This is a genomic window from Phenylobacterium sp. (assembly GCF_031360265.1).
In the GTDB taxonomy this organism is placed as follows: Bacteria; Pseudomonadota; Alphaproteobacteria; order Caulobacterales; family Caulobacteraceae; genus Phenylobacterium.
This window is the reverse complement of record NZ_JANMBF010000078.1, coordinates 1-15,473: the sequence shown is the minus strand read 5'-3', so window position 1 is coordinate 15,473 and position 15,473 is coordinate 1. Positions and strand designations below refer to the sequence as shown.

Annotated in this window: 16 protein-coding genes and 1 pseudogene; 9 read left to right on the top strand and 8 right to left on the bottom strand. The window is 67.6% G+C overall.

Features of this window, described 5'->3' with window-relative positions:
• Positions 1 to 246 precede the first annotated feature (246 nt).
• The 5 genes from RMN86_RS06625 (at position 247) to RMN86_RS06605 (ending at position 5,861) form a co-directional block, all read left to right on the top strand.
• Complete coding sequence (locus RMN86_RS06625; protein WP_309605042.1) at positions 247 to 798, top strand: DUF1269 domain-containing protein; 552 nt, start codon at positions 247 to 249, stop codon at positions 796 to 798.
• A 64-nt stretch (positions 799 to 862) separates the two neighbouring features.
• Positions 863 to 1,333 carry a heavy-metal-associated domain-containing protein gene (locus tag RMN86_RS06620; protein ID WP_309605041.1) on the top strand — a complete coding sequence of 157 codons (471 nt, stop codon included), beginning with the start codon at positions 863 to 865 and terminating at the stop codon, positions 1,331 to 1,333.
• Positions 1,334 to 1,523: 190 nt separating this feature from the next.
• Positions 1,524 to 1,904, top strand: a complete 381-nt coding sequence (locus tag RMN86_RS06615; protein ID WP_309605040.1) for a hypothetical protein — start codon at positions 1,524 to 1,526, stop codon at positions 1,902 to 1,904.
• An 85-nt stretch (positions 1,905 to 1,989) separates the two neighbouring features.
• Positions 1,990 to 4,551: a heavy metal translocating P-type ATPase gene (locus RMN86_RS06610; RefSeq protein ID WP_309605039.1), complete on the top strand. Its 2,562-nt coding sequence runs from the start codon at positions 1,990 to 1,992 to the stop codon at positions 4,549 to 4,551.
• Positions 4,548 to 5,861 carry an MFS transporter gene (locus tag RMN86_RS06605; RefSeq protein ID WP_309605038.1) on the top strand — a complete coding sequence of 438 codons (1,314 nt, stop codon included), beginning with the start codon at positions 4,548 to 4,550 and terminating at the stop codon, positions 5,859 to 5,861. The genes RMN86_RS06610 and RMN86_RS06605 overlap by 4 nt, the downstream gene beginning before the upstream one ends.
• Here the strand turns inward: RMN86_RS06605 and RMN86_RS06600 are convergent.
• The 8 genes from RMN86_RS06600 to tkt all read right to left on the bottom strand — a co-directional run bounded on the left by RMN86_RS06600 (position 5,854) and on the right by tkt (position 13,421).
• Complete coding sequence (locus RMN86_RS06600; RefSeq protein WP_309605037.1) at positions 5,854 to 6,858, bottom strand: hydroxyacid dehydrogenase; 1,005 nt, start codon at positions 6,856 to 6,858, stop codon at positions 5,854 to 5,856. The two genes, RMN86_RS06605 and RMN86_RS06600, sit on opposite strands and share 8 nt — an antisense overlap.
• A gap of 153 nt (positions 6,859 to 7,011) precedes the next feature.
• Complete coding sequence (locus tag RMN86_RS06595; RefSeq protein ID WP_309605036.1) at positions 7,012 to 7,779, bottom strand: ATP-binding cassette domain-containing protein; 768 nt, start codon at positions 7,777 to 7,779, stop codon at positions 7,012 to 7,014.
• Entirely contained in the window at positions 7,776 to 8,582 is an 807-nt protein-coding gene (locus RMN86_RS06590; protein WP_309605035.1) for an ABC transporter permease, read from the bottom strand. Before RMN86_RS06590 ends, RMN86_RS06595 begins: the two co-directional genes overlap by 4 nt.
• Before the next feature lies 1 nt (position 8,583).
• Positions 8,584 to 9,132: an outer membrane lipid asymmetry maintenance protein MlaD gene (gene mlaD / locus RMN86_RS06585; RefSeq protein WP_309605034.1), complete on the bottom strand. Its 549-nt coding sequence runs from the start codon at positions 9,130 to 9,132 to the stop codon at positions 8,584 to 8,586.
• Positions 9,129 to 9,815: a phospholipid-binding protein MlaC gene (locus RMN86_RS06580; RefSeq protein WP_405041329.1), complete on the bottom strand. Its 687-nt coding sequence runs from the start codon at positions 9,813 to 9,815 to the stop codon at positions 9,129 to 9,131. Before RMN86_RS06580 ends, mlaD begins: the two co-directional genes overlap by 4 nt.
• 57 nt (positions 9,816 to 9,872) lie before the next feature.
• Positions 9,873 to 10,679, bottom strand: a complete 807-nt coding sequence (locus RMN86_RS06575) for a VacJ family lipoprotein (RefSeq protein WP_309605033.1) — start codon at positions 10,677 to 10,679, stop codon at positions 9,873 to 9,875.
• A gap of 256 nt (positions 10,680 to 10,935) precedes the next feature.
• Positions 10,936 to 11,355 carry a hypothetical protein gene (locus tag RMN86_RS06570; RefSeq protein ID WP_309605032.1) on the bottom strand — a complete coding sequence of 140 codons (420 nt, stop codon included), beginning with the start codon at positions 11,353 to 11,355 and terminating at the stop codon, positions 10,936 to 10,938.
• Positions 11,356 to 11,450: 95 nt separating this feature from the next.
• Positions 11,451 to 13,421 (bottom strand): transketolase, encoded by a 1,971-nt coding sequence (gene tkt / locus RMN86_RS06565; protein WP_309605031.1) that lies wholly within the window; start codon positions 13,419 to 13,421, stop codon positions 11,451 to 11,453.
• 160 nt (positions 13,422 to 13,581) lie between these two features.
• On the opposite strand from tkt, the gene RMN86_RS06560 reads away from it, so the two are divergent.
• From RMN86_RS06560 to RMN86_RS06545, 4 genes and pseudogenes are all read left to right on the top strand, one after another.
• Positions 13,582 to 13,896, top strand: coding sequence for a DUF4164 family protein (locus RMN86_RS06560; RefSeq protein ID WP_309605030.1), 315 nt, complete (start codon positions 13,582 to 13,584; stop codon positions 13,894 to 13,896).
• A 3-nt stretch (positions 13,897 to 13,899) separates the two neighbouring features.
• Complete coding sequence (locus tag RMN86_RS06555) at positions 13,900 to 14,232, top strand: cell division protein ZapA (RefSeq protein ID WP_309605029.1); 333 nt, start codon at positions 13,900 to 13,902, stop codon at positions 14,230 to 14,232.
• Positions 14,233 to 14,659: 427 nt separating this feature from the next.
• Positions 14,660 to 15,265, top strand: a complete 606-nt coding sequence (locus RMN86_RS06550) for a hypothetical protein (protein WP_309605028.1) — start codon at positions 14,660 to 14,662, stop codon at positions 15,263 to 15,265.
• Positions 15,266 to 15,277: 12 nt separating this feature from the next.
• A pseudogene (locus RMN86_RS06545) lies at positions 15,278 to 15,473 on the top strand (hypothetical protein); the annotation flags it as partial.

Here is a 15,473-nt window from a genome sequence, read left to right as displayed (position 1 = left end):
GTGTTTTGGGTCCTGAAGCCTCGATGGGAATCGTCGTCGCGCCGGGGTGACGCGGGTTCCCGGGATGCTGGTTCCGCGCGGCATCGGCCGGTTAAGGGTTGGGCGATCCTGAATGGCGGCGGGGGCGCGGAAACCTCAGCGGTCCGGCGAACCGGTCGCGGTGTAATCGCGCCGTCCGCCGCGCGTCCTTTCCTGACGTTGCCGCCGCGCGCACCGCCCGCCCGATCTCAGCTGAGGACTAAGCACATGAGTGAAGAGAATGTCGCTATCGCCGTGTTCGACAGCCACGCCCAGGCGGAGAGCGCCATCCGGGCCCTGGGCGAGACAACCTTTCCGTTCAAGCAGTTGACCATCGTCGGGAAGGGCTACCACACCGACGAGAAGGTGATCGGCTTCTACAATATCGGCGACCGCATCAAGCTCTGGGGCAAGAACGGCGCCTTCTGGGGCGGCCTCTGGGGCCTGTTCTCGGGCGGACTCTTCATGACCATCCCGCTGTTCGGGCCGGTGGTCGTCCTGGGCCACCTGACCGCAATGCTGTTTGGCGCTGTCGAGGGCGCGGTGCTCGTCGGCGGCGTCAGCGCCTTGACCGGTGCGCTGGTCAGCGTCGGCATCCCCAAGGATTCCGTCGTCCGTTACGAGGAAGCGGTGAAGGCGGACCACTTCCTGGTCATGGCGCATGGGACGCCCGAACAGATCAACCAGGCCAAGGCGATCCTCAAGGCGGCCGCACCGACCGAGCTGAACGTCCACGAAGGCACCTGCGCCGAGCATGCCGGCCACGCCGAGCACGTCTGAGCGACGGAGTGAACGGTCGAGAACCTTCCGACGGCATGCCGTCGGTCAACTCAGGGAGTATCGGATGAAAACGAGCGTCATTGAAGTGCGGGACATGCTTTCGGTATTGAGCGTGCAGGGCGTGGAAGACCGGATTGGCGAGGTTCCGGGCGTCGAAAGTGTTACAGTGAACTACGCGGCCGGGAGCGCCACCGTGCGCCACGACGAGACCCGACTGAACATCGCCGACATCAAGTCTGCAGTGCGACAGGCCGAGTACGAGTCCGACGCCGCTTCGCCAGCGCATTCGCCGCCAACAGCAGCAACGCCCGCGGCGCCCGCGGGCGAAGGACCAAAGGACAAGGCTGCGCCGGGAGCGCCGCCTGGGCCCACTCTTGCATCTGCCGCGCCTTTACCGCCCGCCGCATCAACGTCTTCCGCGCCGAGCCCTGGTCCCGACGCCGCTGCCGATCCGCCTGGGGGCGCCGCCCCCGCCGACCACGCAGAACACGGCAAGGCGGCGGAGAAAGCCCAGACCCTGTCCCGGCTGACTTGACTCAAGTCAGCCGGGATAAAACTGGGTCGTCGCTTTTATCTGGAGCCGTTCCCACTCAGGTTGAGCCAACCTGAGTGGGAAGGGCTCCAGCAGACAATCGGCTCGGTCCGTTCTTCGCGGGAAGGTCGCACCTGCTGAACCGCGATTTGGCCATGTCAGACGTTGAGCAGAAATTCATTTGGAGACAATCATGAGCGCTACGAACGTCCCTCAACTAAGTCTCCAGAACAGACTTCCTAGATCGATGCAGACAGCTCAGGCGGCCATTTGCCTGCCGGAGGTGCAAGACATGCTTCAGCGCCTATCTGAATATGGCCTTGGTGTCTTCATGCCCCACATGCATGACGCAACAACCGGCAGATTCCAGCCGCTTGGCGACAAACTTATGCAGGTCGAATCGGGCTTGGCGGTGTCGTTCCAGCCTGTTGAGGAGATCGCAAACCAAGCCGGTCGCTATCTCCCCGTGGGGTGGTGTTGGCGCGCTGGAGGGGCAACCTCGGCGGCGGCATGCGAAATGGTGTCTCCATCAGACGACGGCCTCGAAGACTATGTTCAACACAAGATGCCGTAGTTTGAATAATTGTTTCCATATTGCTTCCTAATTATCCCGCGGCCACGGGTGTAATTCTGCAGGATGGTCACTACGGAGCGACGCGATGAAGACAAGCGTAATTGAAGTGCATGACATGCTGTCCGTATTGAGCGTCCTTGGACTTGAAAAACGGATAGGCGCCGTGCCCGGCGTCGAGAGCGTAACGGTCAACTACGCCGCAGGCAGCGCGACGGTGCGCTACGACGAAACGCGGCTCAATATCGCGGACATCAAGTCTGGTGTCCGTCAGAACGGATATGATGCCGATGAACCGGCCGCCGCTTCCGTTGGCGGCAATAGTCAGGGCGGCGGGGTTCTGGAATCGCCGGCCCCTGAGCCAAACGCGCCGCGCGTCGATGGCGCGGAAAAATCGCCCCCAACGGCTTCGGTTTCCTCGTCCTCGCCGGCGGTGGCTTCGACGGCCGATCGGGTCGCCGCTGCGCCCCAGGCGGCTGCCGGCCCGGAGGCTGCGCCAAGCGTCCCGGCCGCGGCTGGCGGCGCCGGCCACAGGGGGCACGCCGCGCCCGGAGGCCAGGCCGCCATGCCAGCGGAAATGGCGCATGAGATGGGCCACGGCGGCCAAGACCTCGCGGCCATGGTGCGCGACATGCGCAATCGGTTCTGGATCTGCCTGATCTTCACCGTGCCGATCTTTGTCTATGCCCCGATGGGAGGCTTCTTCAAAGCGCCGGCGCCGCCCTTCGGGCTGAGCCTGAACCTGTGGCTGTTCTTCTTCGCCAGCGCCGCCATCCTCTATCCGAGCTGGCCGTTCTTCGTCTCCGCCTGGCGCTCGCTCAAGGCTCGCACGCTCAGCATGGCCGTGCTCGTCGTGCTCAGCGTCGGCACCGGATACCTCTTCAGCGTCGGCAGCACGTTCTTCTTCAAGGGCGGCGGACAGTTTTTTGAAGCCGCGGCCGTCCTGCTGGTGTTCATCCTGCTCGGGCACTGGCTGGAAATGCGCGCGCGCGCCGGTGCGTCGTCGGCCATCAAGACCTTGATGAATCTCACGCCGGCGAAGGCTTCGGTCATCCGCGACGGGGCCGAGATTGAGGTGCCGACGGCCGAGGTCTTGGCGGACGAGATTGTGGTGATGCGGCCGGGCGGCAAGATCCCGGTCGATGGCATCGTGGAGACCGGTGAATCGCTGGTCGACGAGTCCATGCTTACCGGCGAATCCATGCCGGTCCAGAAGGGGCCGGGCGCAACGGTCATCGGCGCGACGATCAACAAGAGCGGCAGCTTTCGCTACAAGGCGACGAAGGTGGGCGCGGACTCGGCATTGGCTCAGATCGTCAAGCTGGTTCAAGAGGCGCAGAATTCCAAGGCGCCCGCGCAACTGCTGGCCGACAAGGCCGCGCAATGGCTGGTCATCGCCGCGATCACCATCGGCCTCATCACCTTTGCGGTGTGGGTCTGGGTCGTCGGGCAGCCGCTGCTGTTCGCGGTGACGCTGACCATAACCGTCTTCGTGATCGCCTGCCCGGACGCCCTTGGCCTGGCGACGCCGATGGCGGTGATGGTCAGCACGGGCCTCGGCGCGGCGAACGGCATTCTGTTCAAGAATGCCTCGGCGCTCGAAGACGCCACCAAGCTCAATGTCATCATCTTCGACAAGACCGGCACGCTCACCGTCGGGCAGCCAGAAGTTATCGAGATCGTGACGGCGGAGGGGGTGACGGAAGACGCGCTACTGACAGCCGCCGCGGCTGTCGAACAGGGGTCCGATCATCCGTTGGCCCAGGCGATCGTGCGCCGGGCCGCGAACCTGACCGTCGTCGCGCCGACCGGGTTCGAGACCCTCGACGGCATGGGCGCGCGCGCTGAGACGTCCGGCGGCACCGTGTTTCTCGGCAACCGCCTGCTGATGGACACGCAAAAGCTGTCCCTGGGCGCATTGGAGGCCGAGGCGACCCGGCTGCAGGCGGACGGCCGAACCGTGGTCCACGTGTCTCAGGCGTCCCGCGTCATCGGCCTCATCGCCATCGCCGACGCCATCAGGCCAACGTCGAAGGCTGCTGTGGCAAAGCTGAGGGAACGCAAGATCGAAGTGGTGATGCTGACCGGCGACAATGCGGCGACGGCCAAGCGCATCGCCGCCGATCTCGGCATCGACAGCGTACTGGCCGACGTGTTGCCCGGTCAGAAAGCCCAAAAGGTCAAGGAATTGCAGGCTTCGGGCAAGAAGGTCGGTATGGTCGGCGATGGCGTCAACGACGCCCCGGCGCTGACCCAGGCCGACGTGGGCTTCGCCATCGGGGCGGGCGCCGATGTCGCTATGGAAAGCGCTGACGTCGTGCTCATGAAGAGCGACCCCTATGACATCGTCGGCGCGATCGAACTCTCGCGCGCCACGGTGCGCAAGATGCACCAGAACCTCTGGTGGGCCGTCGGCTACAATGTTGTCGCCTTTCCGCTCGCCGCGGGGGTCTTGTATCCCTTCGTGCTGAGCCCTGAGGTCGCGGCCCTGTCGATGTCAGGCAGCACCCTGCTGGTGGCGATCAATGCGTTGCTGCTGAAGCGCACCAAACTCGCCGGCATCCGTCGCCCGGGCGCCGCGGGGCCTCCAGCAATGGCAGGGTCTCCACAACCCGCGGCGGGTCCGAAGCCCGCCACCGCGCCGGCATGACCGATCACGTCCGCTCCAAGGGCGTTCCGCCCGCCACCATGGCGATCCTTTTGCTGTCGGTCTTCACGGTGTCGATCGGCTACGGCGTTGTGCTTCCCCTGCTCCCGTACCTGCTCGAGCGGCTGCTCGGCGCGTCCGGCGGCGCGGCCCAGGTTGCCCGGTCCACGGGTCTGCTGACCGGGCTCTATACGCTCTCGCTGTTCCTGTTCGCGCCGGCTTGGGGGTGGATGTCGGATCGTTATGGGCGGCGCAGGATTCTGCTTCTCGGCCTCATCGGGTTCGGCGCGACGACGATGACCGCCGCCTTCATCGACACCCTGCCGGCTGTCTACGTCGAGCGCTTCCTTAGCGGTGTGTTCGCCGCCGCGGTGACGCCCGTGGCGTTGGCGGCGATCGCCGACCTCGTGACCACGGAAAACGCGCGGGCCCGCCAGCTCACCTTCGTCAGCCTCGCCGGCATCAGCGGATTCCTGCTCGGACCCATGCTGGGCGTCTTCGTCGCGCGCGGCGGCGCCGACATATTGGGGACCGCCGCCCCCGCGGGCTCGTTGGCGTTCCCCCTGGCGGGGTCCGCGATACTGGCCTTCGCCGTCGCGATCGGCGCTGCGGTGGCGGTTCCCGGAAAGAGGCCGGCACTGGCCCTGTCGGGCCTGCGGCGGGTGGCCTCCCGGAGTGGCCGTTGGCTGGTCCCCAGACTGCTCGCCCTGGCCTTCATCGTGTCGGCCGGAGTCGGCGTATTCGAGGTCGGCCTGGCGCTGCGCGGCAAGCAGGAGCTCGGCCTCACCCAGTACCAGATCGCCATGATGTTCACCGAATGCAGCCTGGTGATGTTTGTCGTCCAGGCCGCGGTCTTCTCCCCTTGGGTGAAGCCGGAAACCACGCGCTGGTTCATCGCCCCCGCCCTGGGCGTGCTGGCGACCGCCCTGCTGCTTGTGCCACGCGCCACCGATTTTCGGTTGATGCTCCTGGTGATCGGCGCGGTAGCCGCGGCCGCCGGCATCCTGTCGCCGATCCTGACCTACTGGGTTTCGAGCAAGGCCGGCGCGACGCAGGGCGCGGAGCTCGGCAAACAGACCGCGGCATCCAGTCTCGGCGTCACCGTGGGCTCCGCGGCCGGCGGCCTCCTGTTCCACGTCTCATGGCTGTCGAACGCCTCGTTCGTGCTGATCGCGGCGCTGACCGGGGCGGGCTTCGTGCTGAGCCTCGGCCTCGTCAAGGGGCTTGCGACCTCGCGGGATCGAGACCCGCCGGGCGAGGATGAGATGCCCAGTGCGGGCGGCCGCGCAACGTCCAGGGTGGGGGTCAATTGATGACGTTTTGCGGGGCGCCGCTGGCGTAGGCCAGGATGTTGGCGACCGTGGTCTCGACGATCCTCGCGACCGCCTCGCGGGTGTCGTAGGCGACGTGCGGCGTGACGATCACGTTGGGAAACGCCAGCAGGGCGTGGTCAGCCAGAAGGGTCTGCAATCGCTGGGTTTCGACCGCGGCGCCGGCCCGGAAGATTTCCGCCTCGTCGCGCATCGCATCCTCCTCGGCCAGGACATCCAGCGCGGCGCCCGCCAGCCGGCCCGAGGCGAGCGCGCGGACCAGCGCCTGGGTATCCACCACGCCGCCTCGCGATGTGTTGATCAGCACGGCGCCCGGTTTCATCGCGGCGAATTGAGGATCTGAGAGCAGCGCCTGATTCGCAGCGGCCCCAGGGACGTGCAGGGTCACGATGTCCGACCGTGCGAGGAGCTCGGCCAGGGGCAGGTAGCGGAACCCAAGCCTTTGAGCCGCCGCGGGATCGGGCCGCGCGTCGAAGGCGATGATCTCCATTCCGAAGCCACGGCCGATCTGAACGGCCCGTTGGCCAATGCGGCCTGCGCCCACCACCCCCAGCGTCTTGCCGGCCAGGTCAAAACCGCGCAGACCGGTCTGGGAGAAGTCGCCTCGGCGGGTTCGCACGACCGCATCGACGATCCGCCGGCTGAGGGCGAGCAGCAGCGCGAAGGCGTGCTCGGCGACAGTGTTGTCGCCATAGTCGGGAACGTTGCAGACGGTGATCCCCGCTTGGCGACAATGGGTCAGGTCGATGTGCTCGAAGCCCGTCGAGCGGGTGGCGATCAGTTTGAGGTTCGGCAGGCGGCGCAGCACGGGGCCGCTGAGGTCGGACCAGATGAAGGTGCTGATCGCCTCGGCCTCGCTGTCGGCGGCGACGCTGGCCTCCGACAGCGCCGCCTCGCGGCAGGTCAGGGTGTGCGCGGGCTCCAGCGCCAGGCACGCCGAACGCTCCCACTCTTCGATCTCGTAGATTGTGATCCTCATGAAAGCCCATGCGCCCGCGTCCGCGTCCGAGGCTTGGACGCGATCGACTGGACGCATCGAAGCGCGACTTCTTACGCCTGTCGCCTCGACAGTGTGGGCGCCGGCCGTTCTGGCGGCGGAGTCACGGTCCTCGTCGGGTTGCGGCGCCCTCAGCTACAGTGTCCAGTCAATCGGCCCGGCGGCCTTACCGCTGACGAACTGCTGCACGTAGGGATTGTCGGTGAGGTCGAGATCGGCCGCCGGGCCGCGCCAGACGATCCGGCCGCCGTGCAGCATGGCGATCTCGTCGCCGATGGTTCGGGCCGAGGCGAGGTCGTGGGTGATGGACACGGCCGTGCAGCCCAGGTGCCGGACCTGCTCGACGATCAGAGCGTCGATGGCGGCGGCGTTGATCGGATCGAGCCCCGTGGTGGGCTCATCGAAAAACAGGATCTCGGGGTTGGCGACAATGGCGCGGGCCAGGCCCACCCGCTTCTGCATTCCGCCCGACAGCTCGGAGGGATAGAGGTCCGCCACCTGCGCGCCCAGACGGACCCGGCCCAGCGAATCGATCGCCCGCGTCCGCGCCGATCCCCGGGAAACGCCGTCGGCGTTGATCAGGCGAAACGCGACATTTTCCCAGACGCGCAGGCTGTCGAACAACGCCGCACCCTGGAACAGCACCCCCATGCGCGACGAGACCTTGCGCCGCGCGCGGTCGCTCAGATCGCCCAGGCTCACACCGTCCAGCCTCACCTCGCCCGCGTCGGCGCGCATCAGCCCCAGGGCGACCTTGAGGGTCACCGATTTTCCTTGGCCGGAACCGCCGATGATCACCAGCGACCGGCCTGCCGTGACGCTGAGATTGAGGCCATCGAGAACCGGGACGCTGTCGAAACGCTTGCGGACGCCTCGCCATTCCAATTTGGGAAGGCCGCTCATCGGTGCGTGAACAGCGTGGTCAGCAGATAGTCGCTGGCGAAGATCAGGATGGCGGAGGAGACCACCGCATGGGTCGTCGCCCGCCCGACGCCTCTCGCCCCGCCCGAGGCGTTATAGCCGTGGTAGCAGCCCATGAGGGCGACGATGAAGCCGAACGCCGTCGCCTTCAGCAGGCCGGAGCCGACATCCCAGAGCTGAAGAAATGTGGCGGTGTTGCGGACATAGACCGTCGAATTGAACCCGAGCACCCGCACCGCCACGAGCCAGCCCCCGGCGACGCCGATGATATCGGCGACCAGGGTCAGCAGCGGCAGGGCGATGACGGCCGCGGCCAGCCGCGGCGCCACCAGATAGCGCATGGGGTCGGTGGAAAGGGTTCGCATCGCATCGATCTGTTCGGTCGCCCGCATGGCGCCGATTTCGGCGGCGATGGCCGCCGACACCCGGCCGGCCAACATCAGGGCGGCCAGCACCGGGCCGAGCTCGCGGGTGATTCCCAAGGCGACGATCTGCGGCATCACCTGTTCGGCGTTGAACCGGCCCCCGCCCGAGAAGATGTTCAGCGCCAGCGCCGCGCCGGTGAACACCGCGGTCAGGCCCACAACTGGCAACGAGAAGAAGCCGATGGCGAGGAGCTGGCGCAACGCCTGGCCGGGAAACCATGGCGGCGTGAATACCACCGCGATGCCCCGCAGGGCGAACATAGCCACCGCGCCGGCCGCCCGCGCCGCGGCCAAGGCTGAACGCCCAATGCCGCGCACCGGATCGAGGACGCGGAACCGCCGCACCGCGCCGGCGGTCATCCTATCGGGCTCCGGAAACGGGGCGGGCCGGCGCGGCCGCGCCGGCCGCGGGCGGCTGCGGCCGGATGACCTGACCGATCAGGCCGAACAGATCAACCGCGCCCTGGGTATTTTCGATCTCGCCGCCCGCCTTCAGATCTTCCTCCGCGCCGCCCGGCGAGATGGCCACATGCATCCCGCCCAGCAGGCTGTCACTGGTAATCTTGGCGGTGGAATCCGCCGGAAGCTTCACCTTGGGTTCAAGGCTGAGCCGCACGACGGCCAGATAGGTTTTGGGATCGAGGGTGATTTCGGACACCGTGCCCACCTTGACCCCGGCGACACTGACGCTTGCCCCCGGCGCCAAAGCGCCGACCTCGCCGAACTTGGCCTTCAGCTCATAGCTCCCGGCCGGCCGGCCCACGCCGCCGACGCTCAGGGAATAGACCAGGAACCCCGCCGCCACGGCGAGCACCGCCAGGCCCATGATGGTTTCGGCCCATTGTTCGCGCAACTTGAGTTCCTTTCGAGGACGGGTCGGCAAGGGTGCGGCGGCAGCTTGCCCGGTCATCGCTGGCTGACGGCGGGTCGCTGCGCGTCGCGCTGCAGTTGCGCGATCAGCACCTCGACGTCGCCGCCGGCGTTGTCCATCGTCGAGACAAAGTCCTGCTGTTGGGTGATCGCGAGCCAGACGCCCTTGAACTGCACATCGACAACCTTCCAGGCGCCGCCGGACCCCAGCACGCGCCAGGCCACGGCGGCCGGACGCGCCATCTGTCCCCCCGAGACGAGGGTGTTGACGATCACGTCGCCCGGCTTGCGGACAACCGAGCCGGTCACCTTCAGCGTTTCACCCCGATAGTCGTCCAGGCGGTTCTTGTAGGCGGTCTCGGCATAGGCCCGGAAGGCGGTGCTGAACTGTCGGCGCTGGTCGGGGGCGATCGTGCGAGCATATTTTCCCAGCACGAAATTGGTGATCTTGGGGACGTCGGCGAGATCGTCGATCGCCGGCCGGAACTTGGCGGTCTTCTGCGCCGGGCTCAGCCCCTGGTCGGCCAGGATCGACAGGATCCTCTGAGCCCCGGCCTGCACGAACTGTTCAGCGCGCGAATCCCCGCCGCGCGCGGCCGTGACATCGGCCATGGCGGTCCCGGGACGGCCAAACGCCGCCACGGCCAGGATGGCGACGATCCGCAGGTAGAAATCCCGGCGGCGGGCGCCGCGGCCGAAGGTGCTGAAGTCTGAACTGGTCATCGCGATCCTGTTAAATCTAAGCGGGCGCGATCCGGCCGCCCGAGGCGATTGAAGCGATCAAGGCTTGGCGGGCGTTGCGTCAAAGTCCGGCAGAGTCGCTGCCTTGCCACTCGCCGACTGGACCATGAACACCCTGTTCTGCGCGTAGGCGGACCGGGTGGTGACATAGGGATCTGTGGCGTCGTCCAGCGCCCGGATCGCCCCGTCGCCGTTGGCCCGCCGGTCGAGCTGAGAAACGCCCGTCCGGGTCGCGCCGAAGGTCGTGGTCATGCCGCCCGCAACGAGCGAGACAGGATCGGTCAGCAGATCGACAATACGGCCGAAGCCGTCTCTGAGATCGAGCGGGCCGACCAGTGGGACATAGAGGTATGGCCCTGGGCGGGCTCCATAGCGCCCCAGGGTCTGGCCGAAGTCGGCGCTGTGCGCGGCCAGGCCAAGATCGGCGCCCACATCGAACAGGCCCAGCAGTCCTATGGTCGAATTGACGACAAATCGGGAGGCGCTCGTCGCCGCGCGCCGACCGTGGCCTTGAGCCGCGTCGTTGAGGGCGGTTCTGGGCTCGCCAAGATTGAACACGACCGCGCCAATTCGGCGACGGATCGGCAGGGGCGCCAGGCGAATGTAGGCGTGGGCGATCGGCCCCAGCACCAGGCGGTCCAGCCCCATGTTGAAGGCGAAGATTCGACGATTGAGACCCTGCCAGGGATCGTACTGAGGCGGCGCCTCGTCGTCGAAGGGCGCGACCATGTCCGGCGCCGGGGCGGGCGCGGGCGCCGACGTGACGGCAGGCGGGGGCTGCGCCTCGATCCTCGGCGGGGCGGCCAGCGCGGGCGAAGCCACCGTGACCAGGGCGGCGGCGATCATCGCGCCCAGACCTTGCAGGCGGCGCCTGGAGGTGGGCGCTTGCGGTCCGCGGGCGACATCGGCCCAAGGCTTCCCAGCCACCCTACGCGCGGAGTCCTCATCGCTGAGACAACCGTCCTGATGCCGTTCCATATGCGATGGGTTTTCAAGTGCGTGACCGAGAACTCGGCGCGTTCCCAAGAAGAGGACGGAGCAGGCCGGCCGCGGCCTCACCGAAAGGACCCCGGCCCGATGCCGGAGCGGCGCCTGGCGTGCGTCAGTTCGTGGGCTGCGCATTAACGTGGCCGGCCAGCAGCTTCACCTGAATAGGCGTCCCAAAGAAATCCTTCGACGCCCATCCATCTCCCACATGCGCGCTCGCGGGGAACGCCGGGCAATAGCTGAACGGGAAACTGGTTGGCCTCTGTTGTCGGAGGCAGATCTTCTCGCCCTTCTGGGTCCAGGCGCCCGAGAACGGTTTGTGGGTGCGACCGATCCCGGTCCACGTCCCGCCCGGCTCAAGCCAGATTTCCTGAGTCCGGCCGTCCGGATAGGTCGTGGCCACGGTATTGCCGAACGCGGCCGCAACCCCTTCCGCCTGGGCGCTGAACGCCAAGCCCGGAACCAGCGACACCAGGACAAGCCCGGCGCGAATAAGCGATCGTCTCAGGCGCGGATGCAAGGTTGGGCCGGGCATAGTTCGAGATCCTCTCATCCCGCGCCAGTTCGGGGCGCAGCGGTGAGACGAAGACGCGGGGCCCTGCCCCCAGGTCCGGCGGTCGTCAGCGCATCCTATAGCTTGGCCTTGGCCGCCGCGGCCACGGCCTCGGCGGTGATGGCGAAATGCTTGTAGAGCACCTCGGCGGGCGCGCTGGCGCCGAAGCCGGCCATGCCGATGAAGGCGCCGTCCTCACCGATGAACTTCTCCCAGCCCATGCGGATGCCGGCCTCGACGGCCACCCGCACCGCCGTCTCGCCGATCACCTGCGCGCGGTAGTCGGCGGGTTGCGCGTCAAACAGCTCCCAGCAGGGTGTTGAGACCACGCGGGCGCCGACGCCTTCGGATTCCAGCAGGTCGCGGGCCGCCATGGCGACGGAAACCTCCGTGCCTGACGCGAAGATCGTCACCTCGGCCGGATGGCCCGCCCCGGCCAGTTGGTAGGCGCCGCGCGCCGACAGGTTCTCGGCCGCCACGAGGGTCCGCACCGCGGGGACCTTCTGGCGGGAGAGCGCCATCAGCGATGGCGCGGTCTTTGACGCCAGCGCCAGCTTCCAGCACTCGGCGGTCTCCACCGCGTCGGCGGGGCGGAAGACGTTGAGGTTGGGAATCGCCCGCAAGGACGCGACGTGCTCGACCGGCTGGTGCGTCGGGCCATCCTCGCCCACGCCGATGGAATCGTGGGTCATGACATGGATCACCCGGGCGCCCATCAGCGCGCCCAGGCGGATCGCCGGGCGGCTGTAGTCTGAGAACACCAGGAAGGTCCCGGAATAGGGGATCACGCCGCCATGCAGGGCCATGCCGTTCATCGCCGCCGCCATGCCGAACTCGCGCACGCCATAGTGGACATAGCGGCCGGCGTAGTCGGGGGCGTCGAAGGTCCCCATCCCCTTGACGATGGTGTTGTTGGAGCCGGTAAGGTCGGCCGAGCCGCCGACCATTTCCGGGACCGCCGGGATCAGCTGCTCCAGCGCCGCGCCAGAGTGCTGGCGGGTGGCGGCCGCGGGCTTCTCGGTCTCTGCCCGGGCGATGTGGGCGTCGATGGCGGCAAAGGCGCCGGGCGGCAGGTCACCGGCCATGGCGCGCTCGAACGCGGATTTCAGGTTCGACCCGGCCAGCGCCGCCTCCCACGCCTTGCGAACCCTGGCGCCCCGGCGGCCCGCCGCGCGCCAGGGCTTCAGCACCGCGTCCGGCACGGTGAAGGGCGGGGCGGTCCAGCCCATGGCGGCGCGCGCCGCGGCGATCTCGGGGTCGAACAGCGTGTAGCCGTGGCTGTGCGGATCGCCCTCCTTCGGCCCCGCGCCCCTGGAGATCTTTGTCTTGCAGGCGATCAGGGTCGGCCGGTCCTGCCGGGTCGCCCAGCGCAGGGCGGCGGCGATCTTGCCGAAATCGTGCCCGTCGACGGCCTTCACCGCCCAGCCGGCCGCCTTGAAGCGGGCCAGCTGGTCGCCCGTCTCGGCGATCGTCGCCTCACCATCGATGGTGGTGTTGTTGTCGTCGAACAGGACCGTCAGCTTGGCCAGCCGGAAGCGACCGGCCAGGCTGATCGCCTCGTGGCTGACGCCTTCCATCAGGCAGCCGTCGCCGGCGATCACCCAGGTCCGATGATCGACCAGCGCGTCGCCGAAGCGGGCGTTCACATGCCGCTCGGCCATGGCCATGCCGACCGCGGTGGCGAGCCCCTGGCCCAGCGGCCCGGTGGTGGTCTCCACGCCCGGGGTGTGACCGTACTCGGGGTGGCCCGGCGTATTGGAGCCCAGCTGCCGGAACGCCTGGATCGCGTCCAGGGTCACCGCCTTCACCCCGGTCAGGTGCAACAGCGCATAGAGCAGCATCGAGCCATGACCGGCCGACAGCACGAACCGGTCTCGGTCGTGCCAATCGGGGCGGGCCGCGTCGAATTTCAGGATCTTGGCAAACAGCACGGTGGCCACGTCGGCCATGCCCATCGGCATGCCCTGGTGGCCGGATTTCGCCTTGTGGACCGCGTCCATGGAACGCGCGCGGATGGCGTTGGCCATGGTCAGGAGGGGGGCGGGCATCGGGCTCCCGAGGTTTCTGGGTTGGGGTTAGGTCTTGGGGCGTCAGCGAATGCCGGGCGGGGTCGCACGCGGGCGGGCGGGGGTCAAGAATGGGTGGCGGGGATCGGCGCTTTCGAAGGCGGTCGATGCGGGTCTATAGATAGGCATCGGGAGGACGGCGATGACTGGCGGCGACAACGCCCTGGACCTGGCGGCCCGGCGGCTGGAACAGGCGGTGCATGTGCTGGAGCAGCGGCTCGCCCTGCGGCTGAAGGCGGCGGGCGCCGAAGCTGGCGGCCTGTTCGACCAGGATCGCGCCAATCTCGCCACCCAGCTTGATGAGGCGCGCGCGCGCGGGCGCGAGCTGGAGGCCGCCGGCGCCGAGGCCTCGGCCGCGCTCGGCCGCGCCATCGTCGAGATCCGCGCCGCGCTGAACGGCGCCGCGCCGGAGACCCCTTCTCTAGCCACCCCCTCCTTAACGACCGGGAAGCCCTGAGCCATGGCCCAGATCAGCGTCGAGGTGAACGGACGGCCCTATGCGGTCGGCTGTGAGGACGGCCAGGAGGCGCATCTTCTGGACCTGGCCGCGATGTTCGACCACCAGGTCCGCCAGGTCTCCCAGGACATGGGCCAGCTGGGCGATACCCGGCTGTTCCTGATGGGCGCCCTGTTGCTCGCCGATGAACTGGCCGACGCCCGGGCGCGGCTGGCCGCCCTCAAGGCCGATCTCGACCGCGCCCAGGCCGACCGCGGTCGCGCCGAGACCCGCGCCGTCGCCGCCCTGGAAACCGCCGCCAAGCGCATCGAGAACCTGGCCCGCGAAGACGCATAGGCCTTGCCGCCTGTCGCCGTCGTGTCCGGCCAGGCTGATTCCGGGTGACGCGGAACGGCTCCGGACCAGACCACGCTCACAAGCGCGTTAAATTCACAATCTGCAATTGCGTGAACGCTTGGGCGAGGTTATCATCACGATACCGTTGAGACGACCTCACCTGCACGCCCTGTAATGGGCGGCAGAGCTGACAGACAGTGCGCTTGCTCGGCCAGAAATGGCCAAATTACCTCGTACACAGAATTCGTTTCAGGCCTGCATAGTCTTGGGATCTATCGATCCAGAGGGCGACGAATTCTGTCTTCAACGCGAGATAGTCGATTTCGCGACGTGAGAATTGCACCCTCTGATCTCGTGGGTGTTGGCGTCCTTGGTGGCGACGGCGAATCGCTTCGTCCCGCACCGCGAACAAGTGGGAGCAAATCGCATGGCGGCCCAGGATCTGACTCTGGAAGAAGGCGAGTCGTTCACCCTGTCTCCGGACTCGCACCGCATGAAGGCGGTCTACACGCGGGAAAATCCGCGATCCGCCGCCGAGGTGCGCAAGATCCTCGGCCTGAGCGCCGAGAGCGCCAAGGCGGTTCATGCGGCAGGGGGCTGCTGCAGCGGCCCGCAGCCACCGGCGGCGTCGGCTGCGGCCGACGACCTGGAATCCGAGGACCCCAATATCCGCGCCATGGCGCGTCGGGTGACCTATCAGGCGTTCAATGCGTTCGTGTACGGCTCTTCGCCATCCAGAGTTGCGCATCTGGAGCCGGCCTTTGACCGCTATCTGGCCGTCAACCAGGCGGTGCTCAACATCGCCCACCTCAATGACATCGAGGTGTTCGACGGCGCGACCCTGACCATCTCGGCGGCCACCCACGCGGTCTACGCCAACAAGGTGATCATCCACCGCACGGGCCGGATCGTCTGTATCGGCGCCAAGACCTGGCGGATCGCCAGCCTGGAGGGCCGCCGGCGCGATCTCTCACAATTCGTCGATTCCGGTGCGCTCGCCAGCGCAACGGTCGCCAAGATCGCCAAGCCCTGAGGAGGTCAGAAGATGCCGGACATCATCGCCAGAGGCGCGGACGGCGCGAACGGCTTCCCGGGGTCGGGCGGCCAGCCGGGGCAGCCTGGACAACAGGGTCAGCACGGAGTCGATCACTGGAACGGCGACGATCCCCCCAAGGACGGGCAACCGGGCGGCGGCGGCCAGCCCGGCTCGCGCGGCAACGACGGCGCCGCCGGCGAGTTCG